The organism is Pseudoalteromonas piscicida (genome assembly GCF_000238315.3).
Classification (GTDB): Bacteria; Pseudomonadota; Gammaproteobacteria; order Enterobacterales; family Alteromonadaceae; genus Pseudoalteromonas; species Pseudoalteromonas piscicida.
The window spans coordinates 2,093,848-2,115,232 of the sequence record NZ_CP011924.1 but is presented as its reverse complement, the minus strand read 5'-3'; the positions used below and the strand labels follow the sequence as shown (position 1 = coordinate 2,115,232).

General features: G+C 42.9%; 20 protein-coding genes and 5 tRNA genes. 16 read left to right on the top strand and 9 right to left on the bottom strand.

Annotated elements, in window-relative coordinates; genetic code table 11:
- Window positions 1-14: 14 nt before the first annotated feature.
- A complete protein-coding gene (fldB, locus tag PPIS_RS09815) occupies window positions 15-539 on the bottom strand; it encodes a flavodoxin FldB (protein ID WP_010375981.1) in 525 nt (174 codons plus the stop codon).
- Between the two features lie 80 nt (window positions 540-619).
- Here fldB and xerD point away from each other — a divergent pair, with 80 nt between their 5' ends.
- The 12 genes from xerD (at window position 620) to PPIS_RS09755 (ending at window position 10,092) form a co-directional block, all read left to right on the top strand.
- On the top strand, window positions 620-1,543 hold the full coding sequence (xerD, locus tag PPIS_RS09810; protein WP_010375980.1) for a site-specific tyrosine recombinase XerD: 924 nt from the start codon (window positions 620-622) through the stop codon (window positions 1,541-1,543).
- Between the two features lie 98 nt (window positions 1,544-1,641).
- Window positions 1,642-2,379: a bifunctional protein-disulfide isomerase/oxidoreductase DsbC gene (gene dsbC, locus PPIS_RS09805; RefSeq protein WP_010375978.1), complete on the top strand. Its 738-nt coding sequence runs from the start codon at window positions 1,642-1,644 to the stop codon at window positions 2,377-2,379.
- A 101-nt stretch (window positions 2,380-2,480) separates the two neighbouring features.
- Complete coding sequence (gene recJ / locus PPIS_RS09800; RefSeq protein ID WP_010375977.1) at window positions 2,481-4,211, top strand: single-stranded-DNA-specific exonuclease RecJ; 1,731 nt, start codon at window positions 2,481-2,483, stop codon at window positions 4,209-4,211.
- A 173-nt stretch (window positions 4,212-4,384) separates the two neighbouring features.
- Window positions 4,385-5,483, top strand: a protein-coding gene (prfB, locus tag PPIS_RS09795; protein WP_096040877.1) for a peptide chain release factor 2 whose coding sequence is annotated in 2 segments (ribosomal slippage) — window positions 4,385-4,459 and window positions 4,461-5,483 — 1,098 coding nt in all. Because the reading frame shifts where the segments join, the coding sequence is not laid out codon by codon here.
- 27 nt (window positions 5,484-5,510) lie between these two features.
- Window positions 5,511-7,061 (top strand): lysine--tRNA ligase, encoded by a 1,551-nt coding sequence (gene lysS / locus PPIS_RS09790; RefSeq protein WP_010375973.1) that lies wholly within the window; start codon window positions 5,511-5,513, stop codon window positions 7,059-7,061.
- 238 nt (window positions 7,062-7,299) lie between these two features.
- Complete coding sequence (locus PPIS_RS09785; RefSeq protein ID WP_010375970.1) at window positions 7,300-7,482, top strand: hypothetical protein; 183 nt, start codon at window positions 7,300-7,302, stop codon at window positions 7,480-7,482.
- 119 nt (window positions 7,483-7,601) lie between these two features.
- A tRNA-Ser gene (locus tag PPIS_RS09780) sits at window positions 7,602-7,694 on the top strand.
- A 21-nt stretch (window positions 7,695-7,715) separates the two neighbouring features.
- Window positions 7,716-7,792: transfer RNA gene (locus tag PPIS_RS09775), tRNA-Arg, on the top strand.
- A gap of 135 nt (window positions 7,793-7,927) precedes the next feature.
- Window positions 7,928-8,004, top strand: a tRNA-Arg gene (locus tag PPIS_RS09770).
- A 137-nt stretch (window positions 8,005-8,141) separates the two neighbouring features.
- A tRNA-Arg gene (locus PPIS_RS09765) sits at window positions 8,142-8,218 on the top strand.
- A 53-nt stretch (window positions 8,219-8,271) separates the two neighbouring features.
- A tRNA-Arg gene (locus tag PPIS_RS09760) sits at window positions 8,272-8,348 on the top strand.
- A gap of 583 nt (window positions 8,349-8,931) precedes the next feature.
- Complete coding sequence (locus PPIS_RS09755) at window positions 8,932-10,092, top strand: exo-beta-N-acetylmuramidase NamZ family protein (protein ID WP_010375968.1); 1,161 nt, start codon at window positions 8,932-8,934, stop codon at window positions 10,090-10,092.
- Between the two features lie 55 nt (window positions 10,093-10,147).
- On the opposite strand, the gene PPIS_RS09750 is transcribed toward PPIS_RS09755, so the two are convergent.
- The gene (locus PPIS_RS09750) at window positions 10,148-10,996 is read right to left on the bottom strand and encodes a MurR/RpiR family transcriptional regulator (protein WP_010375966.1); all 849 of its coding nucleotides are present in this window, start codon (window positions 10,994-10,996) and stop codon (window positions 10,148-10,150) included.
- Window positions 10,997-11,208: 212 nt separating this feature from the next.
- Between PPIS_RS09750 and PPIS_RS09745 the strand changes: the two genes are divergently transcribed.
- A complete protein-coding gene (locus tag PPIS_RS09745; protein WP_010375965.1) occupies window positions 11,209-12,585 on the top strand; it encodes a Na+/H+ antiporter NhaC family protein in 1,377 nt (458 codons plus the stop codon).
- A 13-nt stretch (window positions 12,586-12,598) separates the two neighbouring features.
- Here PPIS_RS09745 and PPIS_RS09740 read toward each other — a convergent pair whose 3' ends face one another.
- From PPIS_RS09740 to PPIS_RS09730, 3 genes are all read right to left on the bottom strand, one after another.
- Entirely contained in the window at window positions 12,599-13,204 is a 606-nt protein-coding gene (locus PPIS_RS09740; protein WP_010375962.1) for a hypothetical protein, read from the bottom strand.
- Complete coding sequence (locus tag PPIS_RS09735) at window positions 13,197-13,754, bottom strand: RNA polymerase sigma factor (RefSeq protein ID WP_010375960.1); 558 nt, start codon at window positions 13,752-13,754, stop codon at window positions 13,197-13,199. The genes PPIS_RS09740 and PPIS_RS09735 overlap by 8 nt, the downstream gene beginning before the upstream one ends.
- Before the next feature lie 106 nt (window positions 13,755-13,860).
- On the bottom strand, window positions 13,861-14,385 hold the full coding sequence (locus PPIS_RS09730) for an energy transducer TonB (protein WP_248694193.1): 525 nt from the start codon (window positions 14,383-14,385) through the stop codon (window positions 13,861-13,863).
- Between the two features lie 279 nt (window positions 14,386-14,664).
- Between PPIS_RS09730 and PPIS_RS09725 the strand changes: the two genes are divergently transcribed.
- Together PPIS_RS09725 and PPIS_RS09720 are read left to right on the top strand one after the other, a co-directional pair.
- A complete protein-coding gene (locus PPIS_RS09725; protein WP_010375958.1) occupies window positions 14,665-15,171 on the top strand; it encodes a DUF3087 domain-containing protein in 507 nt (168 codons plus the stop codon).
- Window positions 15,172-15,281: 110 nt separating this feature from the next.
- Complete coding sequence (locus PPIS_RS09720) at window positions 15,282-17,096, top strand: DUF3413 domain-containing protein (RefSeq protein ID WP_248694194.1); 1,815 nt, start codon at window positions 15,282-15,284, stop codon at window positions 17,094-17,096.
- Window positions 17,097-17,154: 58 nt separating this feature from the next.
- Here the strand turns inward: PPIS_RS09720 and PPIS_RS09715 are convergent, their stop codons facing one another.
- From PPIS_RS09715 to PPIS_RS09700, 4 genes are read right to left on the bottom strand one after another with little or no spacing between them, the layout of a single operon-like run.
- Window positions 17,155-18,720: a sensor domain-containing diguanylate cyclase gene (locus PPIS_RS09715; RefSeq protein WP_010375954.1), complete on the bottom strand. Its 1,566-nt coding sequence runs from the start codon at window positions 18,718-18,720 to the stop codon at window positions 17,155-17,157.
- A complete protein-coding gene (locus PPIS_RS09710; RefSeq protein WP_010375952.1) occupies window positions 18,713-19,135 on the bottom strand; it encodes a type 2 periplasmic-binding domain-containing protein in 423 nt (140 codons plus the stop codon). The genes PPIS_RS09715 and PPIS_RS09710 overlap by 8 nt, the downstream gene beginning before the upstream one ends.
- The gene (locus PPIS_RS09705) at window positions 19,135-19,407 is read right to left on the bottom strand and encodes a hypothetical protein (protein WP_010375951.1); all 273 of its coding nucleotides are present in this window, start codon (window positions 19,405-19,407) and stop codon (window positions 19,135-19,137) included. The genes PPIS_RS09710 and PPIS_RS09705 overlap by 1 nt, the downstream gene beginning before the upstream one ends.
- A gap of 57 nt (window positions 19,408-19,464) precedes the next feature.
- The gene (locus tag PPIS_RS09700) at window positions 19,465-20,358 is read right to left on the bottom strand and encodes a hypothetical protein (protein WP_010375949.1); all 894 of its coding nucleotides are present in this window, start codon (window positions 20,356-20,358) and stop codon (window positions 19,465-19,467) included.
- A 161-nt stretch (window positions 20,359-20,519) separates the two neighbouring features.
- On the opposite strand from PPIS_RS09700, the gene PPIS_RS09695 reads away from it, so the two are divergent.
- On the top strand, window positions 20,520-21,146 hold the full coding sequence (locus tag PPIS_RS09695) for a GTP cyclohydrolase II (protein WP_010375947.1): 627 nt from the start codon (window positions 20,520-20,522) through the stop codon (window positions 21,144-21,146).
- Window positions 21,147-21,385: the final 239 nt, after the last annotated feature.

Genomic DNA, 21,385 nt, shown 5'->3' with positions numbered 1-21,385 from the left:
TAACGCTTACTGCGCTAAACATCTAATTCGGCGTATTCCGTCATGATTTGCTCTATCCAAGTTGCGATACGCTCGTCGCTTTTGTCGTATTGACTGTCTTCATCTAATGCTAGGCCAACAAACTGACTTTTATCTTCGGTCAGTGCTTTTGACGCTTCAAATTCATAGTCGTCTGAATTTGGCCAGTAACCTAAAAAGGTGACGCCTTGAGGGGCAATTTTTTCATGTAGCATGCCTAGTGCATCTTGAAACCATTCACCATAACCTTGTTGGTCACCCATGCCGAATAGCGCTATGACTTTGTTGCTCAGATCAACGCTGTCGATATCGTCCCAGTGAGATTCCCAGTCTTCTTGAAGTTCGCCGAAGTCCCATGTTGAGATACCAAAAATGAGGAAGTCAAACTGCTCAGCTTGTTTTAGCGGCTCGTCCTTAATATTAAATAAGGTAATTGTGTCTTTGCCGATGATTTCCTGAATCTTTTCTGCGGCCATTTCTGTGTAACATGTTGTCGAGCCGTAAAATAACCCAATTTGCATTGTATTTATCACTTTCAATTTGACTGGTATTATAGGTGGCAAGTCTACATCATGACGTTAATAATTAATACAGGTACTCTGTGAGCGAACACCAAGCAACTACCCATACACTGTCCGATCTGCAATATATAGAAGCCTTTTTAGATGCGCTATTTTTGGAGCAAGGGCTCAGTGAAAATACCATTGCAGCCTATCGCAGTGACCTTGAAAAGTTTCTCTTATTTATAAAAGCAGAAACCTCGGTGTCTTCTTTACTGGCAATCACAAGTCAGGACGTTGAGGCTTATTTGGCACACAGAATAGACAAGGGCTTAAAAGCAAAGAGTAACGCGCGAGCCATCAGTGCATTAAAGAGATTTTATTTATATTGGTTGCGAGAAAAACAAATCGCGCAGTCTCCACTGGATACTATTGCGCAACCCAAAACAACCCCGTCGCTGCCAAAAACCTTGTCAGAGCAAGAAGTTGAGGCCTTGTTAAATGCTCCTGATTGTGACGACCCGATGGGGCTGAGAGATAAAGCAATGCTCGAGCTCTTGTATGCCACGGGGTTGCGCGTGACTGAGTTAGTCGGGCTAAGAATGGAGCAAGTCAACATGAGACAAGCTGTTGTACTTGTGCGTGGTAAGGGAGGCAAGGAGCGCTTAGTGCCTATGGGTGAAGAAGCATTGCATTGGATCGAACAATTTCTCAAAAAAGGGCGGGGCTTAATGATCAAGCATGCTACCGATTTTGTCTTTCCATCCAGGCGAGGCATAGGTATGACGCGACAAACTTTTTGGCATCGCATAAAACACTATGCTATTTTGGCAGACGTTAAGTCGCCGTTATCGCCACATACGCTACGTCATGCTTTTGCAACACATTTATTGAATCATGGCGCTGACTTGCGAGTTGTGCAAATGATGCTTGGCCATAGCGACTTGTCGACGACTCAAATTTATACACATGTTGCCAGTGAACGTTTAAAAACATTGCACCAGCAGCATCACCCAAGAGCTTAATTTTTGTTGCTTGGGAATTATTTATGGTTACTCCGGTCTTAGTGAGTAGCACAAAGGGGCGCGTGAACCCCTCAAATAACAGGTTTAGAGAGAACATAATGAAAAAACTAATAGTTGCCGCTTCACTGGCATTGAGCTTTGGCGCTTTCGCTGAGCAAGTTGAGGGTCCTGTCGCACCAACAGCACAAGTAGACCCAATTACAACGCAATTTAGCGGATTAGGTATAACGGTTAAGCAAATCAAAGATAGTCCGCTTGCGGGCTTAAAAACAGTGATCACAGATAAAGGGGTACTGTATTCAAGTGCCGATGGTAAATACCTAATTCAGGGCACTATGATTGATCTTGATAACCGCCGTAATATCACCGAAGACGCGTTGAGTGATGTGCGCCAAAAAGGTATTGCTGAATACGAAGATTCAATGATCGTCTACAAAGCGGAAAATGAAAAGCATCAAATCACGGTATTCACAGACATTACTTGTGGCTACTGCCGCAAACTTCACCGTGAACTAGAAGATTACTTGGCAGCTGGTATTACCGTGAAATACCTAGCTTTCCCACGTGGTGGTTTGCGTGGTTCAGGCTATGAAGATTTGAAAAATGTATGGTGTGCAAAAGATGCCGCTGCTGCACTTACTGAGGCGAAAGCTGGTGGTGAAGTGAAACCAGTTGAAAACTGCCAAGCGCCAGTAGCCGAGCACTATCAACTAGGGCAAAGCTTTGGCATTTCAGGAACACCAGCGATCATACTTGAAGATGGTTCAATGATCCCAGGTTATCAACCTGCAGCAGCTATCGCACAAATGCTAGATGCAAATAGCCCTAAGTCATAATGACTCACGCTTAGCGATGGAGTTCGCGTTGAGAACTCGATAAGATAGCAAGATAAAGAATATAAAAGGCCATTTTGGCCTTTTTTGTTTTGTGAAAAAGTATGCATACAGAAATTAAACCAAGAGAGCGGGTTGATGACAGCCATTTACCGGCTTCACTACATCCCGTGATCAAACAGCTTTATGCTGCCAGAGGGGTTAAATCGGTCGTTGAACTCGATAATAGCGCCGCAACCTTACACGATTTTAAATTATTTAAAGACATCGAGCTTGCAAGCCAAATTCTGGCTGAAGCACTTTCTTTGCAACAACAAGTGTTGATTGTTGGTGACTTTGACGCCGATGGCGCAACGAGCACCGCCGTGTTAATGGAGGGGTTGCCTCAGTTTGGTTTTCAGCGGGTGGATTACCTCGTGCCAGATAGATTTAGCTTGGGGTACGGCCTAAGTCCAGCATTGGCCGAGCAAATCGTTGCCATAAAACCTGATTTGGTGATCACCGTAGATAACGGTATTTCCTGTATTCGCGGTGTCGAAATCGTGAAGCAGGCGGGTATTAAAGTGATTGTTACCGATCACCATTTACAAGGTGATGAGTTGCCGGTTGCCGATGCGATTGTTAATCCAAATCGTGTTGACTGCGATTTCCCGTCTAAGTCTATCGCGGGCGTTGGGGTTGCCTTTTATCTGCTGATAGCACTAAGGCATTACTTAAGAGCGCAAAACTATTTTGTGGAGCGAAATATCGCGATGCCAAATTTGGCGGCATTATTAGATATTGTCGCCCTAGGCACCGTGGCTGACGTTGTGGCTTTGGATGCGAATAACCGCACTTTGGTATATCAAGGGCTCGCCCGGATCCGCAGTGGTCAAACGCGACCGGGGATCCAAGCGCTTATCGAGGTTTCTAACCGTAATAATGCTAGATTAAGTGCCAGTGATTTTGGCTTTGCGTTAGCACCAAGACTCAATGCCGCGGGGCGTCTTGACGATATGAGTTTAGGTATTGCTTGCTTGTTATCGAAAGACATTAATCAAGCCCGCCGTATTGCGTCCGAGCTCGATAGTCTCAATATAGAACGACGCGAGATTGAGCAAAGTATGCAGCAAGAGGCGCAAGCGGTATTAGAGCGTTTGGTACTTAAAAGCCAAGAAGTACCAGATGCCTTGTGTTTGTATCAAGATGATTGGCATCAAGGTGTGATAGGTATTCTAGCGGGACGCTTAAAAGAAAAATATCACCGCCCGTGTATTATTTTTGCACAAGGCGACAACGGCGAGATCAAGGGCTCATGTCGTTCTATTGAAGGTCTACACATGCGTGACCTGCTGGAGTCAATCAATACCCAGCACCCAGAATTAATTGTAAAGTTTGGTGGTCATGCGATGGCAGCAGGATTGACCATTTTAGAGTCTGAATTTGCGCGGTTTAAACAGGTATTTGAACAAAACGTCAGTGCGACGCTGAGCGAAGAAGCAAAGCAAAGCATTCTGTTGACGGACGGTGAGCTGCCGGGCGATTGCTTTACCATGGATTTTGCTTTTGAACTACAGCAGGCAGGTCCGTGGGGGCAGCAATTTAGTGAGCCGGTATTTCAGGATGTATTTGAGTTGGTGCAGCAACGTATTGTTGGCGACAAACATCTAAAACTTGTGCTTAAGCATCGTTCAGGCCGATTGGTTGATGCGATAGCATTTAACGTTGACGTTCGGGCTTGGCCAAATCTCCAGGCAACTCATGCTTTGTTTGCCTATCAATTAGATATTAATGAGTTTCGTGGTAAATATAATTTGCAGCTTATTGTGCGTGAACTTCAGGCGCAATCGAATTAATAGAGATGTGCGTACCGAGTTTGTTAAAAAACTCCCAAAATTCTCACTTTAAGGGATGCTAAGCGCGGTTATTATTTGATACTATTGGTCGCTTAAATCTATGGTCTGACCCGTTGTCAGACCTGTTTGTGTGAATTCACAAACCGACAAATTTAGTTCTGGAGTAATGGTAAATGTTTGAAGTGAATCCTGTGATTAACCAAATCAAGGAAATTCGCGAACGTACAGAGCTTCTTAGGGGGTATCTTTGACTACGCTCTAAAGCAAGAGCGTTTAGAAGAAGTTAATGCCGAATTAGAAGATCCTGCTGTATGGAACGAGCCGGAAAGAGCCCAAGCACTGGGCAAAGAAAAATCGAATTTAGAAGTGATTGTTGAAACCATCGATAATCTCGTGTCTGGTACCGATGATGTAGAAGGTTTGGTTGAGCTTGCCGTAGAAGCCGAAGATGAAGAAACTTTCAATGAAGCAGAGCAAGAGGTCAACGGCCTTGTTGAGCAGCTGGAAAAACTAGAGTTTCGTCGTATGTTCTCGGGCGAGCAAGATGCCAACGATGCGTACATCGACTTACAGTCAGGCTCTGGCGGTACTGAAGCTCAAGACTGGTGTAACATGTTGCTGCGTATGTACTTGCGCTGGGCTGAGGCGAAAGGTTTTAAAGCCGAAATCGTTGAAGCGACCGATGGCGACGTTGCTGGTATTAAGGGCGCGACAGTTAAAGTCACGGGCGAATATGCTTACGGTTGGCTTCGTACAGAAACGGGCGTACACCGCTTAGTACGTAAGAGTCCTTTTGATTCAGGCGGCCGTCGTCATACTTCGTTTGCTTCTGTATTCGTTTACCCAGAAATTGACGACAATATCGAAATCGATATTAATCCTGCAGATCTTCGTATCGATGTATATCGTGCATCGGGCGCGGGTGGTCAGCACGTTAACCGTACAGAGTCAGCGGTACGTATTACGCACTTACCAACCAATACCGTAGTGCAGTGTCAGAATGATCGTTCGCAGCACAAGAACAAAGATCAAGCGATGAAGCAGTTAAAGGCGAAATTGTTTGAACTTGAACTGCAAAAGCAAAACGCTGAAAAGCAAGCTCAAGAAGATGCAAAATCTGACATCGGCTGGGGCAGCCAAATCCGTTCATACGTGCTAGATGATTCACGTATTAAAGATTTGCGTACAGGTATTGAAAATCGCAATACCCAAGCCGTACTAGACGGCGATTTAGACAAATTTATCGAAGCAAGCCTGAAATCAGGCCTTTAATCCACAAGCTAAACTAAGAGCTAAACAATGACAGATCACAATCAAGACGAAAATAAACTTATTGCTGAGCGTCGTGGCAAGCTAGATGCGATCCGGGAAAATTGCCCTGCGAATGGCCACCCGAACTCATTCCGCCGCGAAGACTACACACAAGATCTACAAGCTAAGTTTGGTGATAAATCGAAGGAAGAGCTAGTAGAACTTGATCATCATGTTTCTGTTGCGGGTCGTCTGCTTGCGAAACGTGGTCCTTTCTTAGTGTTGCAAGACATGAAAGGTCGTATTCAGGCTTATGCTTCAAAAGACGTACAAAAAGACCTAAAAGAGAAGTATGGTCAATTAGATATCGGCGATATCGTTGGTGTTAAAGGTCCGCTTCATAAATCAGGTAAAGGCGATTTATACGTCGACATGGTTGAGTATGAACTACTGACTAAGTCGCTACGTCCACTACCTGAAAAGTTCCACGGCCTGACTGACCAAGAAGCAAAGTACCGTCAGCGTTATGTTGATTTGATCACTAACATGGACACGCGCGAAACATTCCGTATTCGTTCAAAAGTGATTGAAGGTATTCGCCGTTTCTTAGCCGAGCGTGACTTTATGGAAGTGGAAACGCCGATGCTACAGGTTATTCCGGGCGGTGCCTCTGCACGCCCATTTGTAACGCATCACAATGCACTAGATATCGATATGTATCTACGTATCGCGCCTGAGTTATACCTTAAGCGTCTAGTGGTTGGTGGTTTTGATCGTGTGTTCGAAATCAACCGTAACTTCCGTAACGAAGGTTTATCTACGCGTCATAATCCAGAGTTCACTATGATTGAGTTCTATCAAGCATACGCGGATTACAATGATTTGATGAACTTGACTGAAGACATGTTACGCACCGTGGCACAAGACGTGTTAGGCACTACTACGGTTGTTAATACTGTGAAGAATGCTGAAGGCGAAGTGACAGAGACGATTGAGTATGACTTTGGTAGTGCGTTCCAGCGTTTGTCTATGGCTGATGCTATTTTACAATATGGCCCAGATGCTGAAGCACAAGCTGAAATCTTCAAAGATCCAGAAAACCACTTTGAAGCACTAAAAGCATACGCTAAGAAAGTTCACGTTAAGATCCCTGAAAACTGTGTATGGGGCCCAGGTAAGTTCCTATGTGAAATCTTCGAAGAAGTTGCTGAGCACAGACTTATCCAACCGACATTCATCACTGAATATCCTTGGGAAGTGTCTCCGCTTGCGCGTCGTAACGATGAAAATCCATTTATCACTGACCGCTTTGAGTTCTTCGTGGGTGGCCGTGAGCTTGCAAATGGTTTCTCTGAGCTTAATGACGCTGAAGACCAAGCTGCGCGCTTTGCTCGCCAAGTGGAAGAAAAAGATGCGGGTGATGATGAAGCAATGCACTACGATGCGGATTATATTCGTGCGCTAGAGCATGGTTTACCACCAACAGCAGGTGAGGGGATTGGTATCGATCGCCTTGTGATGTTATTCACAGACTCACCGACTATTAAAGACGTTATCTTGTTCCCGCATATGCGTCCTGAAGTACAAGCTGAACAGTAAGTATTTTCACGTAATCTGAAAGTACATCTAGAAAAGCGCCTAATGGCGCTTTTCTGTTATTTGCGTAAGATAAATCTCACAGTATTTTTAAATACTTAGTTTTATTATGTAGTTATTGCCAACTCCTATTCATAATAAAAGTTGTTTCTCATTTGAAACTAGATTATCCCAATTTCCTAACTAGTCTTTTTCAAGTTCTAATGTTGCGTTAAAAATAACAAATAGGGAATCCAATAAGATGAGCAATAATGAGTTTGAAAATGTTGATGAGCACGAGCAAGCGAGAATTTTATATTATCGGGCTTGTATCGCTGAGTTTCAGCAGCTTGGTTATCAAGAAGCATTTTTGGACGAAGTTTTGCGTCAACAACGTGCATTAAGAAATACCTACAGCGATCCTAACCCCCTACAAAATGAGTAAAAATTGGCGGTAGTGCCGAGTAACTAAGCAGACTGCACAATCTATCACCATTCAGTGCTTTTTTACAAGAAAAGTATTTGACATATTTTTTCTAACCTATATTATACGCCCCACAAGACGGAGAGGTGGCCGAGTGGCCGAAGGCGCTCCCCTGCTAAGGGAGTATAGGGTTTGTAGCCCTATCGAGGGTTCGAATCCCTCCCTCTCCGCCATTTTTAATGGTTGTCTTGTACGGACGCATAGCTCAGCTGGATAGAGTACCTGGCTACGAACCAGGCGGTCGGAGGTTCGAATCCTCCTGCGTCCGCCACTTTTCCTTAAGTGGTTAAATAATAAAGGTAGGAAACAGGCGTTGGAGGTTCACCTTCAAAAAACACGTCCTGCGTCCGGCACTTTTCTTTTAGTGGTTAAATATAAAGAAGTTGGAAAACTATACATTCATAACGGACGCATAGCTCAGCTGGATAGAGTACCTGGCTACGAACCAGGCGGTCGGAGGTTCGAATCCTCCTGCGTCCGCCACTTCTCCTTAGGTGGTTAAATAATAAAGGTAGGAAACAGGAAGTCGGAGGTTCACCTTCACAAAATACGTCCTGCACCCACCACTTTTCTTTTAGTGGTTAAATATAAAAGAAGTTGGAAAACTATACATTCATAACGGACGCATAGCTCAGCTGGATAGAGTACCTGGCTACGAACCAGGCGGTCGGAGGTTCGAATCCTCCTGCGTCCGCCACTTTTCCTAAAGTGGTTAAAAATAAATAAGTTGGAAAACTATACATTCATAACGGACGCATAGCTCAGCTGGATAGAGTACCTGGCTACGAACCAGGCGGTCGGAGGTTCGAATCCTCCTGCGTCCGCCACTTTCCCTCAAGTGGTAAAATAAAGAGATAAACAAGCCGACGGAAGTCGGTTTTTTTGTGCCTAAACATTTCGTGTAGGAGCAGGTTTACCCTGCGATCTTTTACAAAAGTTGAATATGACTGCGCTCGGAGATTCACTCTTCACAACACACGTCCTGCATCCGCCACTTCTCCTTAAGAGGTTAAATAAAGAGATAAACAAGCCAACGGAAGTCGGTTTTTTTGTGCCTAAACATTTCGTGTAGGAGCAGGTTTACCCTGCGATCAGTTACGAAAGTTGAATATGATGGCGATCGGAGGTTCACTCTCCACAACACACGTCCTGCGTCCGCTACTTTTCCTCAAGTGGTAAAATAAAGAGATAAACAAGCCGACGGAAGTCGGTTTTTTTGTACCTAAACATTTCGTGTAGGAGCTGGTTTACCTGCGAGCTGTTACGAAAGTTGAATATGAAGGCGCTCGGAGGTCCACTCTCCACAACACACGTCCTGCGTCCGCCACTGTATGATAAAACTCCCGAAACACTTTTCATTTTTTTTCTGACTGATACCCTAATCGCGTATTTATTTAGAGAAAGCGTTATATGTTTCAATCACTCAGAGTTTATTTACTGCTTGTTTTTTGTTGTGTTCCTTTAACCGTTGAAGCGCTTATATTAGGTGCTGAGCGTGCAGATGAGTATTTACCTGTGTTAAAAGGTAAGCGCGTCGGATTAATCGTAAACCAAACATCCCGCGTTGACGACCAACATCTAGTTGATTACTTACTTAATAAAGAAGTGGATGTTAAAAAGGTCTTTGCACCGGAACATGGGTTTCGTGGTAATTATGATGCGGGTGCTAAAGTAGCTGATGCAAAAGATGTGAAAACTGGGCTACCAATCATTTCGCTTTATGGCAGTAATAAAAAGCCAAGGCCTGAGCAGCTCAAAGATATCGATGTGCTTATTTTTGATATTCAAGATGTGGGGTTGCGTTTTTATACATACATCAGCACTATGCACCTCGCGATGGAAGCCGCAGCCGATGCAAATATTGAATTTTGGGTTTTTGATAGGCCAAATCCAAATATCGCATATGTTGATGGCCCATTATTAGAAAAACCATTTCAATCTTTTGTTGGTATGCATCCCATTCCCGTATTGCATGGCATGACCGTTGGCGAACTGGCAACTATGATTAAAGGAGAGGGGTGGTTAACCTCGCTTAAAGCGCCACAGTTACGTGTATTTCCAATGCGAAACTATAGTGGCAGCACGGAATATAGATTGCCGATCCCGCCAAGTCCTAACCTACCAAACCAGCAAGCAATCTATTTGTATCCATCATTGTGCTTTTTTGAAGCGACACCTATTTCTGTAGGTCGTGGAACGAATTTTCCATTTCAAGTTTTTGGCTACCCAGCTCCTAAATTGGGTGAGTTTCAGTTCACACCTAGACCTGTGTTGGGGGCGGCTTCCAATCCTAAATTAAATGGTGTGACTGCGTTTGGCTTGGACTTAAGAAACAGCAATGTACGAGGTTTTGATCTAACTTGGTTTGTCGCTGCATACGCACAGTTCAAGTACGAGAATAAAGCGTTTTTTCAGTCCCCCGATTTTCTCGATAAGCTTGCAGGTACGGACAAAATCCGCAAAGCCATTGAGTCTGGCCAATCGGCATCAGAGTTGAGAAAGCTGTGGCAGCAGGATGTACAAGATTTTTTAAAGCAGCGAAAAAAGTATTTATTATACCCGAGACCGTAACGGGTTTTTGCTAGAGGTAAACGGCAGCACGAGTCTGCCGTGAGCAGATTAAGTCTTACTCGCTACGCAATACTTGCATGTTTTCATTGGCCTTATCCACGCGTTTTTGCCAATGCAGGTTTGATTGTGCAAGTGCCGTGAATAAAACATCAATAAGGTAGGCTTGAGAAGTACGAGACAGCATACCTGAATGTTTAAGTGGCTCCCCTTCATTGATGCAATACAGTATCGCATCTGCCATTTCCGCAAGTGAGTGGCTACCATAACGAGAAATGGCAAGACATTTACAACCATTATCCAATGCTTGATTAGTCAAGGTTAGCAAGCTCTTACTGGTTCCTGTATTGCTGATCACAATAAAAAGATCGTCTTTCCCCATCGTTGCAATAAAGCTGGAGGCGCTGATTTCATCAACCTGAGCAATTGCCGGAATACCAAGCTTTTGGAGTTTCCAAGTTAAATCTTGGGCCATAGTGAAAGTACTACCAAGTGCACACACAATGACTTTTCGTGCGTTCTTCACCAACTGAATTGCGTTCTCAAACTGTTTTGCTGAGTTAAGTTTTCGAGTTTCGGAAATAACATTTTGCTGTTTTAGTTGTAATTTATCTGCGATTAACTCGATGGAGTCATTACTGGAAATTAACTCATCAATTGGTGCGCTGGTATCTGTTTGCTCGTTGAGCGCATCAACAACGGCAAGTTTAAATGCTGGAAATCCTTTATAACCCAGCTTTTGGGCAAATTTTACGACGCTAGATTGGCTGACACCGGCTTCGCGTGCCAGCTCAACGGAGGAAAGCGCACGGATTTTATCGCCCGAGTTCAAGGTAAAGTCAGCAAGCTTTGCTTCACTATTTGATAGTGATGGACGAAGTGCTTTTATTTTGACAAATGTAGACATGCGATACTCAATCCGAACTAAATTAATCTGTCCATATTATAGGTTCAATTGGAATGTTACGATAGACCAAAAAGGAATATCATTGCACAAAACACACTCATTGTACCAGTATTGGGGTTAAATGTTGACTTAAATTTAATTTAGTCGCAAAGACTTGGTGTTTTAAACCGCTTAACTTAAGCTAAGTGTTTTGAATTTATAGATTAAACTATATGGCTTGGTACTCGATTTTGCCACCTTTGATTGCAATTGCAGTCGTGTTTTGGCGTAAAGAAGTGATTATCGCATTGATTTTAGCGCTAGTTTCTTCCGAATTTTTATTGGCTCTACATGGTCAGCAGTCACTAGTCGCTGGCACATTCGTAGGCAGTATTGAACGTGTTATTGAGGTTGCGACATCGGCAGGTAACAGCCGGATCTTGATTTTTAGTATAGTGATCGGTGCATTGCTCGCCTACATCAGAGAGTCTGGTGGGGTTGCTGCAACGGTGAATATGCTGCTTAATCGAGGCGTCGCTAAAAGTAAACGTCAGGTTGGCTTACTAACCATGTTTACAGGCACGGCAGTGTTTATCGAATCAAATATGAGTGTACTAACCTCTGGTATTGTTGCGAGGGGACTATTTGATAAGTTCAAAATGAGCCGGGCTCGTTTGGCTTATATCATCGATAGTACTAGCGCTCCTGTATGTATTTTGATTTTACTTAATGGTTGGGGCGCTTATGTGCTTGGATTGTTGAGTAACTACGAACTTGAGCAGTCGGCAGTGAGTATTTTATGGGGTAGTGTCGCGTTTAATTTCTATGCGATTATTGCACTGTTAATTGTTCTCTATACGATTGTCTTTGATAAAGTTCATGGACCGATGAGGGCCGCAGAGCAAGAGTTAAAGCACCATACAGCTGAAATAAGTAGTGGGCCAAGTGCCACCAAATCGCGTTATATGCTGATCCCTTTGTTAACTCTGATTGTAAGTATGATTGGATTTATGTTTTGGACAGGCAACGGTGTATTGGCAAATGGTAGTGGCTCTAAGTCAGTACTTTATGCCACAATTTTAGCTTCAACCGTTGCATACCTGCTGCTGTTAAGTGGCAAGAGATTTAGTCATCACGAGCTAATGGATGTTGGATTTAAGGGGATGGGGGAGCTGCTGCCATTGGTAAGCATTGTGTTACTCTCTTTGACTTTAGGTGCAAGTCTAAAAGAGTTGGGAACAGGGACTTTTGTTGCGTCTTTAGTTGGTGACTATCTGCCTATTTACTTGATAGTACCTGTACTCTTTATTACAGGTGCAATCATGTCATTTACAACGGGTACATCATGGGGAACTTTCGCCATATTAATACCGATTGGCGTGCCACTTATTCAAGCGCTAGGCCTGCCACCGTCGCTTGTGCTTGGTGCTATCTTAAGTGGCGGAATATTTGGCGATCACTGCTCGCCTATCTCTGATACCAGCGCGGTATCGGCACTGGCATCTGGATGTGACTTACTGACTCATGTTAAAACCCAGTTGCCTTATGCATTGGTGGGTGGGGTATTAGCAATTATCTGCTTCTTTATTGCCAGTCTTATTATGATTTAAAAGTAAGCGCCAGTTAGGGGCAAGCCAAAACTTGGTTTTGTCCCGTACTTTCAATAGCAATAATTTGCCCGTTGTTGGCGGTCGACAGTGCTAGCATAACTGGCGTATTAAAATTGATAACACTAGTTTTTGGCTGTGGCATCACGCTAAGTAGGCTTTGTTTTAACTCTATGAGAGTATGGGTATTACACTCTTCAATTAACCAAGCATCATCGTTAATCGCAACGAGTCGACCGTAACGCTGTTCTTGAACTTGTTGTTGCGTAGCCTCAAATCTAGCATCTAGCACTTTTTTCTGTTTATCTATACGGGCAAGATACTGGCCTTGCTGTAGCTCATGTGTTTCGATGTGTTGAAAATCTCCATAGCTGACTAAATGAGCACTTGAGTTATATTCTTTATCAATATCAACATGTTGATTTTGATACCATAAGGTGAAAAGTAAAGCGACTGAACAAGTAACCGCGCTCCATTGCCAAGTTTCTATACGACCCAAAAAATGATGGACAAAGCTAACTAGTCGCACCTTGATGCGAGTAGCCAAAGTTAACGGTTTGTTCTGCTTGTTGGCTTGGTAAGCCGCTTTTAACTTGGCGTCAAATTTGTCTAAATTACTCATGATTTTCACCCACTTGAGACTTAAGTGTCTCTTTTGCGTATCTAATTCGAGTTTTTACGGTCTCTTGTGTGGCCCCTACAATTTGTGCTATTTCAGCTAAGCTGAACCCCTCTAACTGTAAGCTTAGCGCTTCTTTTTGTAATAAAGGAAGTGCAGCAATTTGCTGGTATAGCCACTGTTCCTCCGAGGCTTTTGTAAACTCATTGGAGTTGGTCATACCTACTTTACTATCTGTCAACTCAGAGAGTTTACCTGACGCTCTGATTGAATCGATTAGCAGGTTACGTGCAATGTGAAACAAGTAAGCCTTGGGGTGGCCCTGCTGTCGATAAGCGCTTTTCTTTTCGATGACTTTTAGCCATGTTTTTTGACATATATCTTCTGCCGACGCCGCCTGTGTTTGTGTTTTCAGAAAGTGAAATAAATCACTTTGATAGCGCTCAATGACTTGCTCGAGGTATTTTACTTTACCCGTTGTTGCATATTCATAAAGCGGATCTTCTACGTTGCTGATGGCGCGAGCACGCCACATTTTCAAGCTACTCAGCATAGGCAATCCTAAGTCTCAAGGGTCAATAGACCCTAATATCAATAAGCTAAATTAAGAAGTTTACTTCGTGAATCAGCGACTCAAATTGATTACATATCAATGGCTGTTACTGTTCCAGTGTAAACTCTAATACAACGCGCTGAGCGTATTGCGGTTGCGGTTTTCCATCAACAATAAGTGGTCTATATTTCCATTTCCTTAGTGCTCTGACAGCAGCCTGATCAAATACTCTTTTAGGTTCCGCATTCGTCACTTTAACATCAATCACTTCGCCTTGTGGAGAAATGGCAAACTCCATTTCTACCCAGCCTTCCACTCCATCTCTCGCAGCCGCAGGTGGATAGTTAGGGTTGCTTCTAACAAGTGGAGTCGCTTGCCCATCGGTGGAGAATTGCAGCGTCATTGTGTTAGTAAACTTACCTAAATCTAAGCTAGGTGTCTCGCTACTAATTTGTAGATTATCTCCTGTATCAACGATATTTTCAGTAGGTCTAATCGGGGCCGTTATTGGTTTTGGTGGTTCTGGCATTATCCTTTTTTCTTCGACTGGAGAGTCCTCTCTATCTGCTGCAATAGTAAGATCAAATACTTCTATGTCGATAATGGGGCGAGTGAGTTCTTGAGAAACCAAGTTTTACATAAAGCCAAAGGTGGCAAAAGTAATAATAACTGCGCCAACAAGTGCTAGTGCGAGTTTTGGAATTGCTGAGTTATGCCGTTGAAGAGTGGCTAATGTCGTCATGATTTTATCCCCGTTATGTTGTTTTCGTAAATAGAACGTTTGGGTAACGGAAACGGGGTGAAAGTTTTTAGATTTTTTTGATATGTATCTTGGTTTGGCTACAGGCCTTGGATTACAATGCACGAGGAGCAGAGTGCATTATTTAATTTTTCGTGATCATAGGTTGTTATGAAGCTAGTTGAGATCAACAAGGCGCGTTATCGCAAACATTTAAATCAAGTTATCATTGCTTGCGTTGCAGCGCTAACAATCGGTAGTTTAGGGGTTGCTCAGTTATTGATCCAATTATTTCCTGATGTAGATGGTAGCCATTTTCATTGGAATTTAACTGGTGTAGTCGTGACCTGCATCGTTATTGGGCTCGTGCTCAAAAAGCATAAAGCGCACCCATTTATGACCGAAGTAAGTTATGTGTGGGACTTAAAGCAATCACTGAACAAAATCACTCGTAAAATGGCGAAGTTAAAACAGGCTGCGCAGCAGGGGGATGTGGACGCGATGACGGCGATTCAGTATAGCTATGCGGGATCTCGTCAGCTATGGCAATTGGATGACAATACCATAACGATGGGTGATTTGGCGATGTGGCAAGCGGAGCTGGATTCACTGGCTAGCAAATATCAAGTTGAAATAAAAGCAGAAAACTATAAAGAAACGATGTTGAAACAGTACTAACAAAGCGGCTTGATTCGGCGTTAAACTTTTTCACAATTTTTAATGTGACACTAATGTGTCAGAACGGTAATATAACAGTCGAATTTTCTATTAAAGGAACAAATTGAACTGTGCTATTGCGTCATCGGTTTCACCAGTTCGGCTGGTTGGTTCTTATCAACTCTCTTTGCTCAATCTTAATTACCATAAACGTTGTAAATACTAATCCTGCCGATTATCAAGGACTGACATTATTTTACGTTTCCGTATCAACGTGGAGCCATATGGCTTTACTCACAGCGTTAGTGAGTATTGTCGCTATGCCTTTAATATGGTTACAGTCAAATAAAGTGAGATCCGTATGCTTTGCTTTATTTTATGCATTATTTTTCGTAGCGCTTATTGCAAATAGCTTGTGCTTTGAGCTATACAAGTTTCATATTAACGGTGTTATTGTCGATATGCTGCTTGCAGGCCAAGTTATTGAGTTCTCAGCAATTGCATGGGCTCAAGCGATAGCTATTTTTGTTACGATATTTGTGATCCAGTTTTACCTGTCAACGTGGTTAAGTAAGCCCCGAGCCGTAATGCAGCTGCGCTTTGGTCGAAAGTTTACCAGCGTAACCATTATTGCCCTGTTGGCGAGCAATACAATTCATGCTTGGGCAAGTGCGACGGTATATCAACCAATCACAGGGTTCAGTAAGTACTTACCTCTCTACAAACCCGCAACAGCAAACTCTTTTTTGCGTAAATATGATTTGCTAAATGAAGCTGCATTGGCGCAGCAGAAGAGAATGTCTTTAACACAAGGACAATTTAACTATCCTTTACAACCTATTGAAGTAGAGCCAGTTAAGAAGCCTCTTGATATTGTTTTTGTGGTGCTGGATTCATGGCGGTATGATGCTTTTACGGCGCAAGTGACTCCCAATATTTGGCGATTCTCACAACAAGGAGCGGTCTTCAATCACCACTTTTCTACTGGAAATTCTACACGTACAGGGATAACCGGGTTATTTTATGGCTTGCCTGGCACCGCTTGGCAGGACATTTACAATAATCGAGTTACTCCATTATTGATGGATAGAATGCGCGATTTGGGTTATCAATTTGGAATATTTTCTTCTGCTCAGCTTGTTCGCCCTGAGTTTAATGAAACCGTCTTTGCTCGCGTTGAGGGGCTAAAAACGCATACTGAAGGCGATGACGTATTAGCACGAGATAAACAGGTCACTAATAATTGGTCCTCTTGGTATTCAAAGCGAGATCCAGATAAGCCTTCATTTAGTTTTATTTTCTATGATGCAATCCATGGCTACGCAGTTCCTGAGGGTTACCATGCTGGGTTTGAGCCAATGCACGGTCCCATTAACCATATGTTATTGGACAACGATTATGATAGAGAACCAATTTTAAATCGTTATCTTACCAGTACACACTTTGTAGATAGTCTTGCTGCATCGGTATTAGCGCAGCTTGATATAGAAAATACACTGGTGATTATCACCTCAGATCATGGTGAAGAGCTAAATGACAACAAGCTTAATTACTGGGGACACAATAGTAATTTTACTGAGCCGCAGATAAAGGTGCCATTTATTGTAGTTGGGCCAAAAAGCGAAAAGTGGCAGCGTTGGCAAGCCTCAAATGCGGTAACCAGTCATTTAGACGTAGTACCAACCCTGATGAGTGAGTACTTAGGGATTAAAAACACGCCTGAAGATTATAGTACGGGTTATAACTTAACCGGGCCTGTTAAAGAGAGAAATTGGTTACTACTTAGCAGCTACAACAAATATGCGGTTGTGAGTAAGCAGCAAATTATTGAAGTCTCGCCCATGGGAACATATGAGACGCTCGATGAAACGAACAAGCCATCTGAGCAAGAACCAAACTTTGAATATATTCAAGAGGCGATGCAGCAGATCAGCCACTTTCAGTAGATAAAGGAGACTTAGGTGTGCTGTTGTGTATAGGTACACACTAACTCAAGCGGTATAACTAAGCGCTTAATGAGTAAAATTGAAAGGCGTTTTTCTTGTCTTTTTTAACCGTGTACATGGCGACATCAGCACATTCGATTAATTGGCTTAGCTCAATAGCGTCTCTTGGGTAGCTTGCAATACCTATGCTCGCGCCAACTCGCAGTGGCAGTGATTTCCCTTCTGGCGTTTGCCAAATCATTTCGGTGTTAATCGCCTCTAGCAGGTTTTCAGCGATGCGCTGCAGCTTTTCATTTTTGGCGCAGTGCAAGGCAATCAAAAACTCATCACCTCCCCAACGACAAACTACATCTTGTTCTCTAACCTGAGTACTAATTTGAGTGGCGATATGTTTTAACATAGCGTCACCGGCGTTATGGCCATAAATATCATTGATTGGTTTAAACTCATCTAAATCAAGAATAAATAAGCTAAACGGAGTTTCGTTATCTAACCACTCGTTGATTTTGATCTCAGTACCATGGCGATTGTAGAGGCCTGTTAGCTTATCGCGGTTAGCCTTTTTATTGAGTTCTTGAAACACGGTTTTTCTCAGCGTGATATCTGATAAAAATACCTGTAAATAGAAATGTCCGCTACTTTCCACTCTCAGCATGATGACACTCAGCCAAACAAGTTGCTCGGTCAAGGGGTTGATAAACTCAAACTCTGACTGAGTTGGCTGGTTAAGCTCCAAAGTATGCTCCGTAAAGGTATAAAGAATATCCGGAGTTTTGCAGTAGCGACCAAAGCTTTCTGGAAAATATTCATCAAGGTCAATCGCCATACCAGCCAGCAAATCACAAGCGGCATCATTAGCTAAGATCACTTCCCCTTTGTCTTTTACCAGTAGGGTGGGAGAAGATGAGCGCTCAAACATGAGTCTAAAGCGCTTCTCAAGGATTTCGATATCAGCTCGAAGTTGCCGTTCTTGCTCGAACATGGAAGCGGTTTTAGCAATAAGTTGATTGGTATTGCTTGCAATATCACCGATTTCGCTTGATTCATGTCCTTTAGGTACGATTAAATTTAAGGGGGCTCCGGGAATAACCCTAGCAATTTGACTACTTAAGTTACTCAGGGGCTTTGTCACGATAAAGTGTGTCACAACCGTGAATATCACTAAGATTGGAATGATGACGACCAGTAAGGTTTGAACGCTTGAGCGGGCGATATCCCTAGCGTTTTGCTCGATAAAAACGGAGTTTGGCTGAATATAGATCTCACCAACGATTTCGCTCAATAAAAACGGATGATTGAGCTTAATAATGGTAGCATTTTGCGGCTTAAATCCTACGCTTTGAGCGAGCCACTTTTCTTCACTTTTGATTGCGGCTGAAGAGATTACATCGTTACTGACTAGGCCATTAATGACTTCTACAGCCAGGTCTTTGTCATTGAGATAAGTTGCAATAGAGGAAGAAGACGACACGGTTTGGCCAATTTGCCCGATAATAGTATTAGAGCGCCGAAGTTCACGCTCAACAATATGGTCGTGATATAACTTAGCGTAAAGCATTGAAAAAATAAAAGTTGAGACAACCAGCACGAGTGCCAGTCGTACAATCAATCCATACTTAGTCATCGATTTGATAGATTACCTTTACATCACCCGTCACAAAGTCTGCTGGAATGTAGCCGATTGCATTTGGCGTATTTCTTATATTTTCAAGTATAGCTGATGGTGAAGAAAATGATTGTGGGGGAGAAACTTTGCCGCTGAATTTTATTCTCGACCAATAGGCGTTAATTTGGCTCTCATTTCGGCCAGTCAGTGCCAGAAAAAAAGGGCCTCTTAATGGATGCGATTTTTCGTAGTCATAGGTCACGGCTATATCACCGTTAGGAAAGGCAACGTATTTTCCCATATACATGTCGATGAGTTGACGCTGTGATATCGACTCGATGGGGTTGTCTTTGTTAACGATGACGGCAATATCAGCGGCTGCTGAAGTAGGGTATGAAACGAGGAAGAAAACAGTAATAAGTAACCTTTTCATCAGAACACCCAATTAAAGCTAAGCGTAAAGGTGTTAAACGAAAGGTCTGGGTTACTAAATTGCTCTATATTGTGAAGATAGAAAGCACTGGGTAGGTGATTTGTAGAAGTATGTTTCCAGTTAAGCTTCAATGCGAGTGTTGGGCTGAGTTCGCGCCGCCACGTTAAGGAAGTGCTGCGCTGATCCAATTGATAAAAACCAGAGTATGTTGAGGCTTCTTCATAGAGATATAATAATTCTGGTGATGGAGTCAATGGACCGGATTCAATCATTGTCTCATTATCTGATTCAGCGACAGAATAGGTAAAAGAGACCGTGTTTAAACCAAATCACTTACCTAAGGTAACATACCCCGCCTTGAGATGGTTGAGGATGTTAGAGGTTGAGTCTGTTAACGATATTTCACTTTGTATGAGCCAGTCTGAGTCATCGTATCTCATGCTGAGCGCACTGTAGGTAAAGCGCTCGTCAATAATGTATAAAGAATCAATTAGTTCGTTTTTGGTCGGCCAAATTTGCAATGGAACTTGCGCTAAAGCATCGCGTAACAATCTTTGCTGTTCATGCTCATTGGCGGATTTGGTCGTTGTGTAGTTTGCTCTAAACAGCCAGTTTAACGTTTCGTATTGCGCGACCATACCAACGGTAGACTTGAGCTCTACATTCCAATAAAAGTCGATATCACTGTAGATTGGCGCTTCGGATCGTCCCCAATAAGCTTTGATACTTGCGATACCTTGTTCTAGAGGCACGCGATACTGAAGGTCTACGCCATCCAAGTTCTGATGAGGAATAATAGAATAAAACTCGACAGGAGGGTGTTCCATATCCATCGAATAACCGATATCTCGATACTCGGTCATCAGGAACAAGTCTAAACCAGTACGACCCGCACGGATTTGCCAGTTTGAGTTTAAATTATAGCGTAAGAAAGCAAGCTTTATTGCATTGTTAATTTGGTTATCATGCTGTTCTTTTAACAGCAGTTGGCCCACGAGTTCTAGATTGTCACTTGCATGCCACTCGGCTTGCAAGCCTAAAGAAGAAAATGAAAAGTTGAGTTCATCTCTTTCTACACCGTTGGGTTGTGAGATGGACTCTCTTATTTTGGCGGTATGGGAGTCTGTTTTAACCGCTTTGAGCGTAGCAAAGCCACTGAAATCGATGTCAGAGCCATAGCTGAATGGGGTTAAAAATAGTAGGCAGATAAAAACAGAGCGCATGAGTTATAAATGTATTCGCTTTCCTTTTTTATATAGCCTAGTTCGAATTTTGACATTTACCAATGCGATGTCCGCCTTGCCCTTGTATAATGAACTTAGAGACACCATATCCCATTTATGGTAGCATATTGTTATATTATCACATTAGGCAAGATTAAGACGTGGCAGAAGTAAGAGCGAGAGTCGAGCTGAATGTAGGGCAGCATAGTAATATCCCTGCAGAAATAGTTTCTTTTTCAGGGCTAAAAGATGGCCAAGAACATGTTGCGCTGGTATTTAATAGCGCAGACAGTCAGCAGCAAGTCCCCCTAATTCGTATGCACTCTGAGTGCTTAACCGGCGATGTCTTTCATTCTTCTCGTTGTGATTGTGGCGAACAGCTAAATGAATGTATCGAGGCGATGCATAAACAAGGCGGCATTTTATTATATTTGCGCCAAGAAGGTCGTGGCATTGGCCTGTACAATAAAATCGATGCTTATGTATTGCAATCGCAAGGGATGAACACCTATGAGGCAAACAATCACCTCGGTTTTGAAGATGACTTAAGAGATTTCTCTGATGCAGTATTGATGCTTCAAGCGCTAGGGTTAAACCATGTTAAGTTAATGACGAACAATCCAAGAAAGCTAAAGGCGTTAAGAGAAGCTGGTATTACCGTCGATGAAGTCGTTGGTACTCAGGCACATGTTAAGGCAGGGGTTTCTGGTAATGAACAGTATCTAAAAACGAAGATCCAACATGGCGCGCATATGCTGGATATCAAAAAGATTTCAAAAGCGGATTAGCCTAAGCGTATATGCTTATCACAACAAGCCGACTAGATAAGTGCTTCGGTTGGCTTGTAATATCAAACATTCTATTCTCATTCCAATCCCTTCAAACTTAAGATGCTCAAGTAGGTTACGTCTACCGCCAGTATTTGTTTAAAATATGCTAAAAAGCGCTGACAAATCCGCCTTTCATGCCTTTTCACTCGACGCGGTAATCAGTATAATCAAAGACGTTATAGCTTAAATTAAGTGGA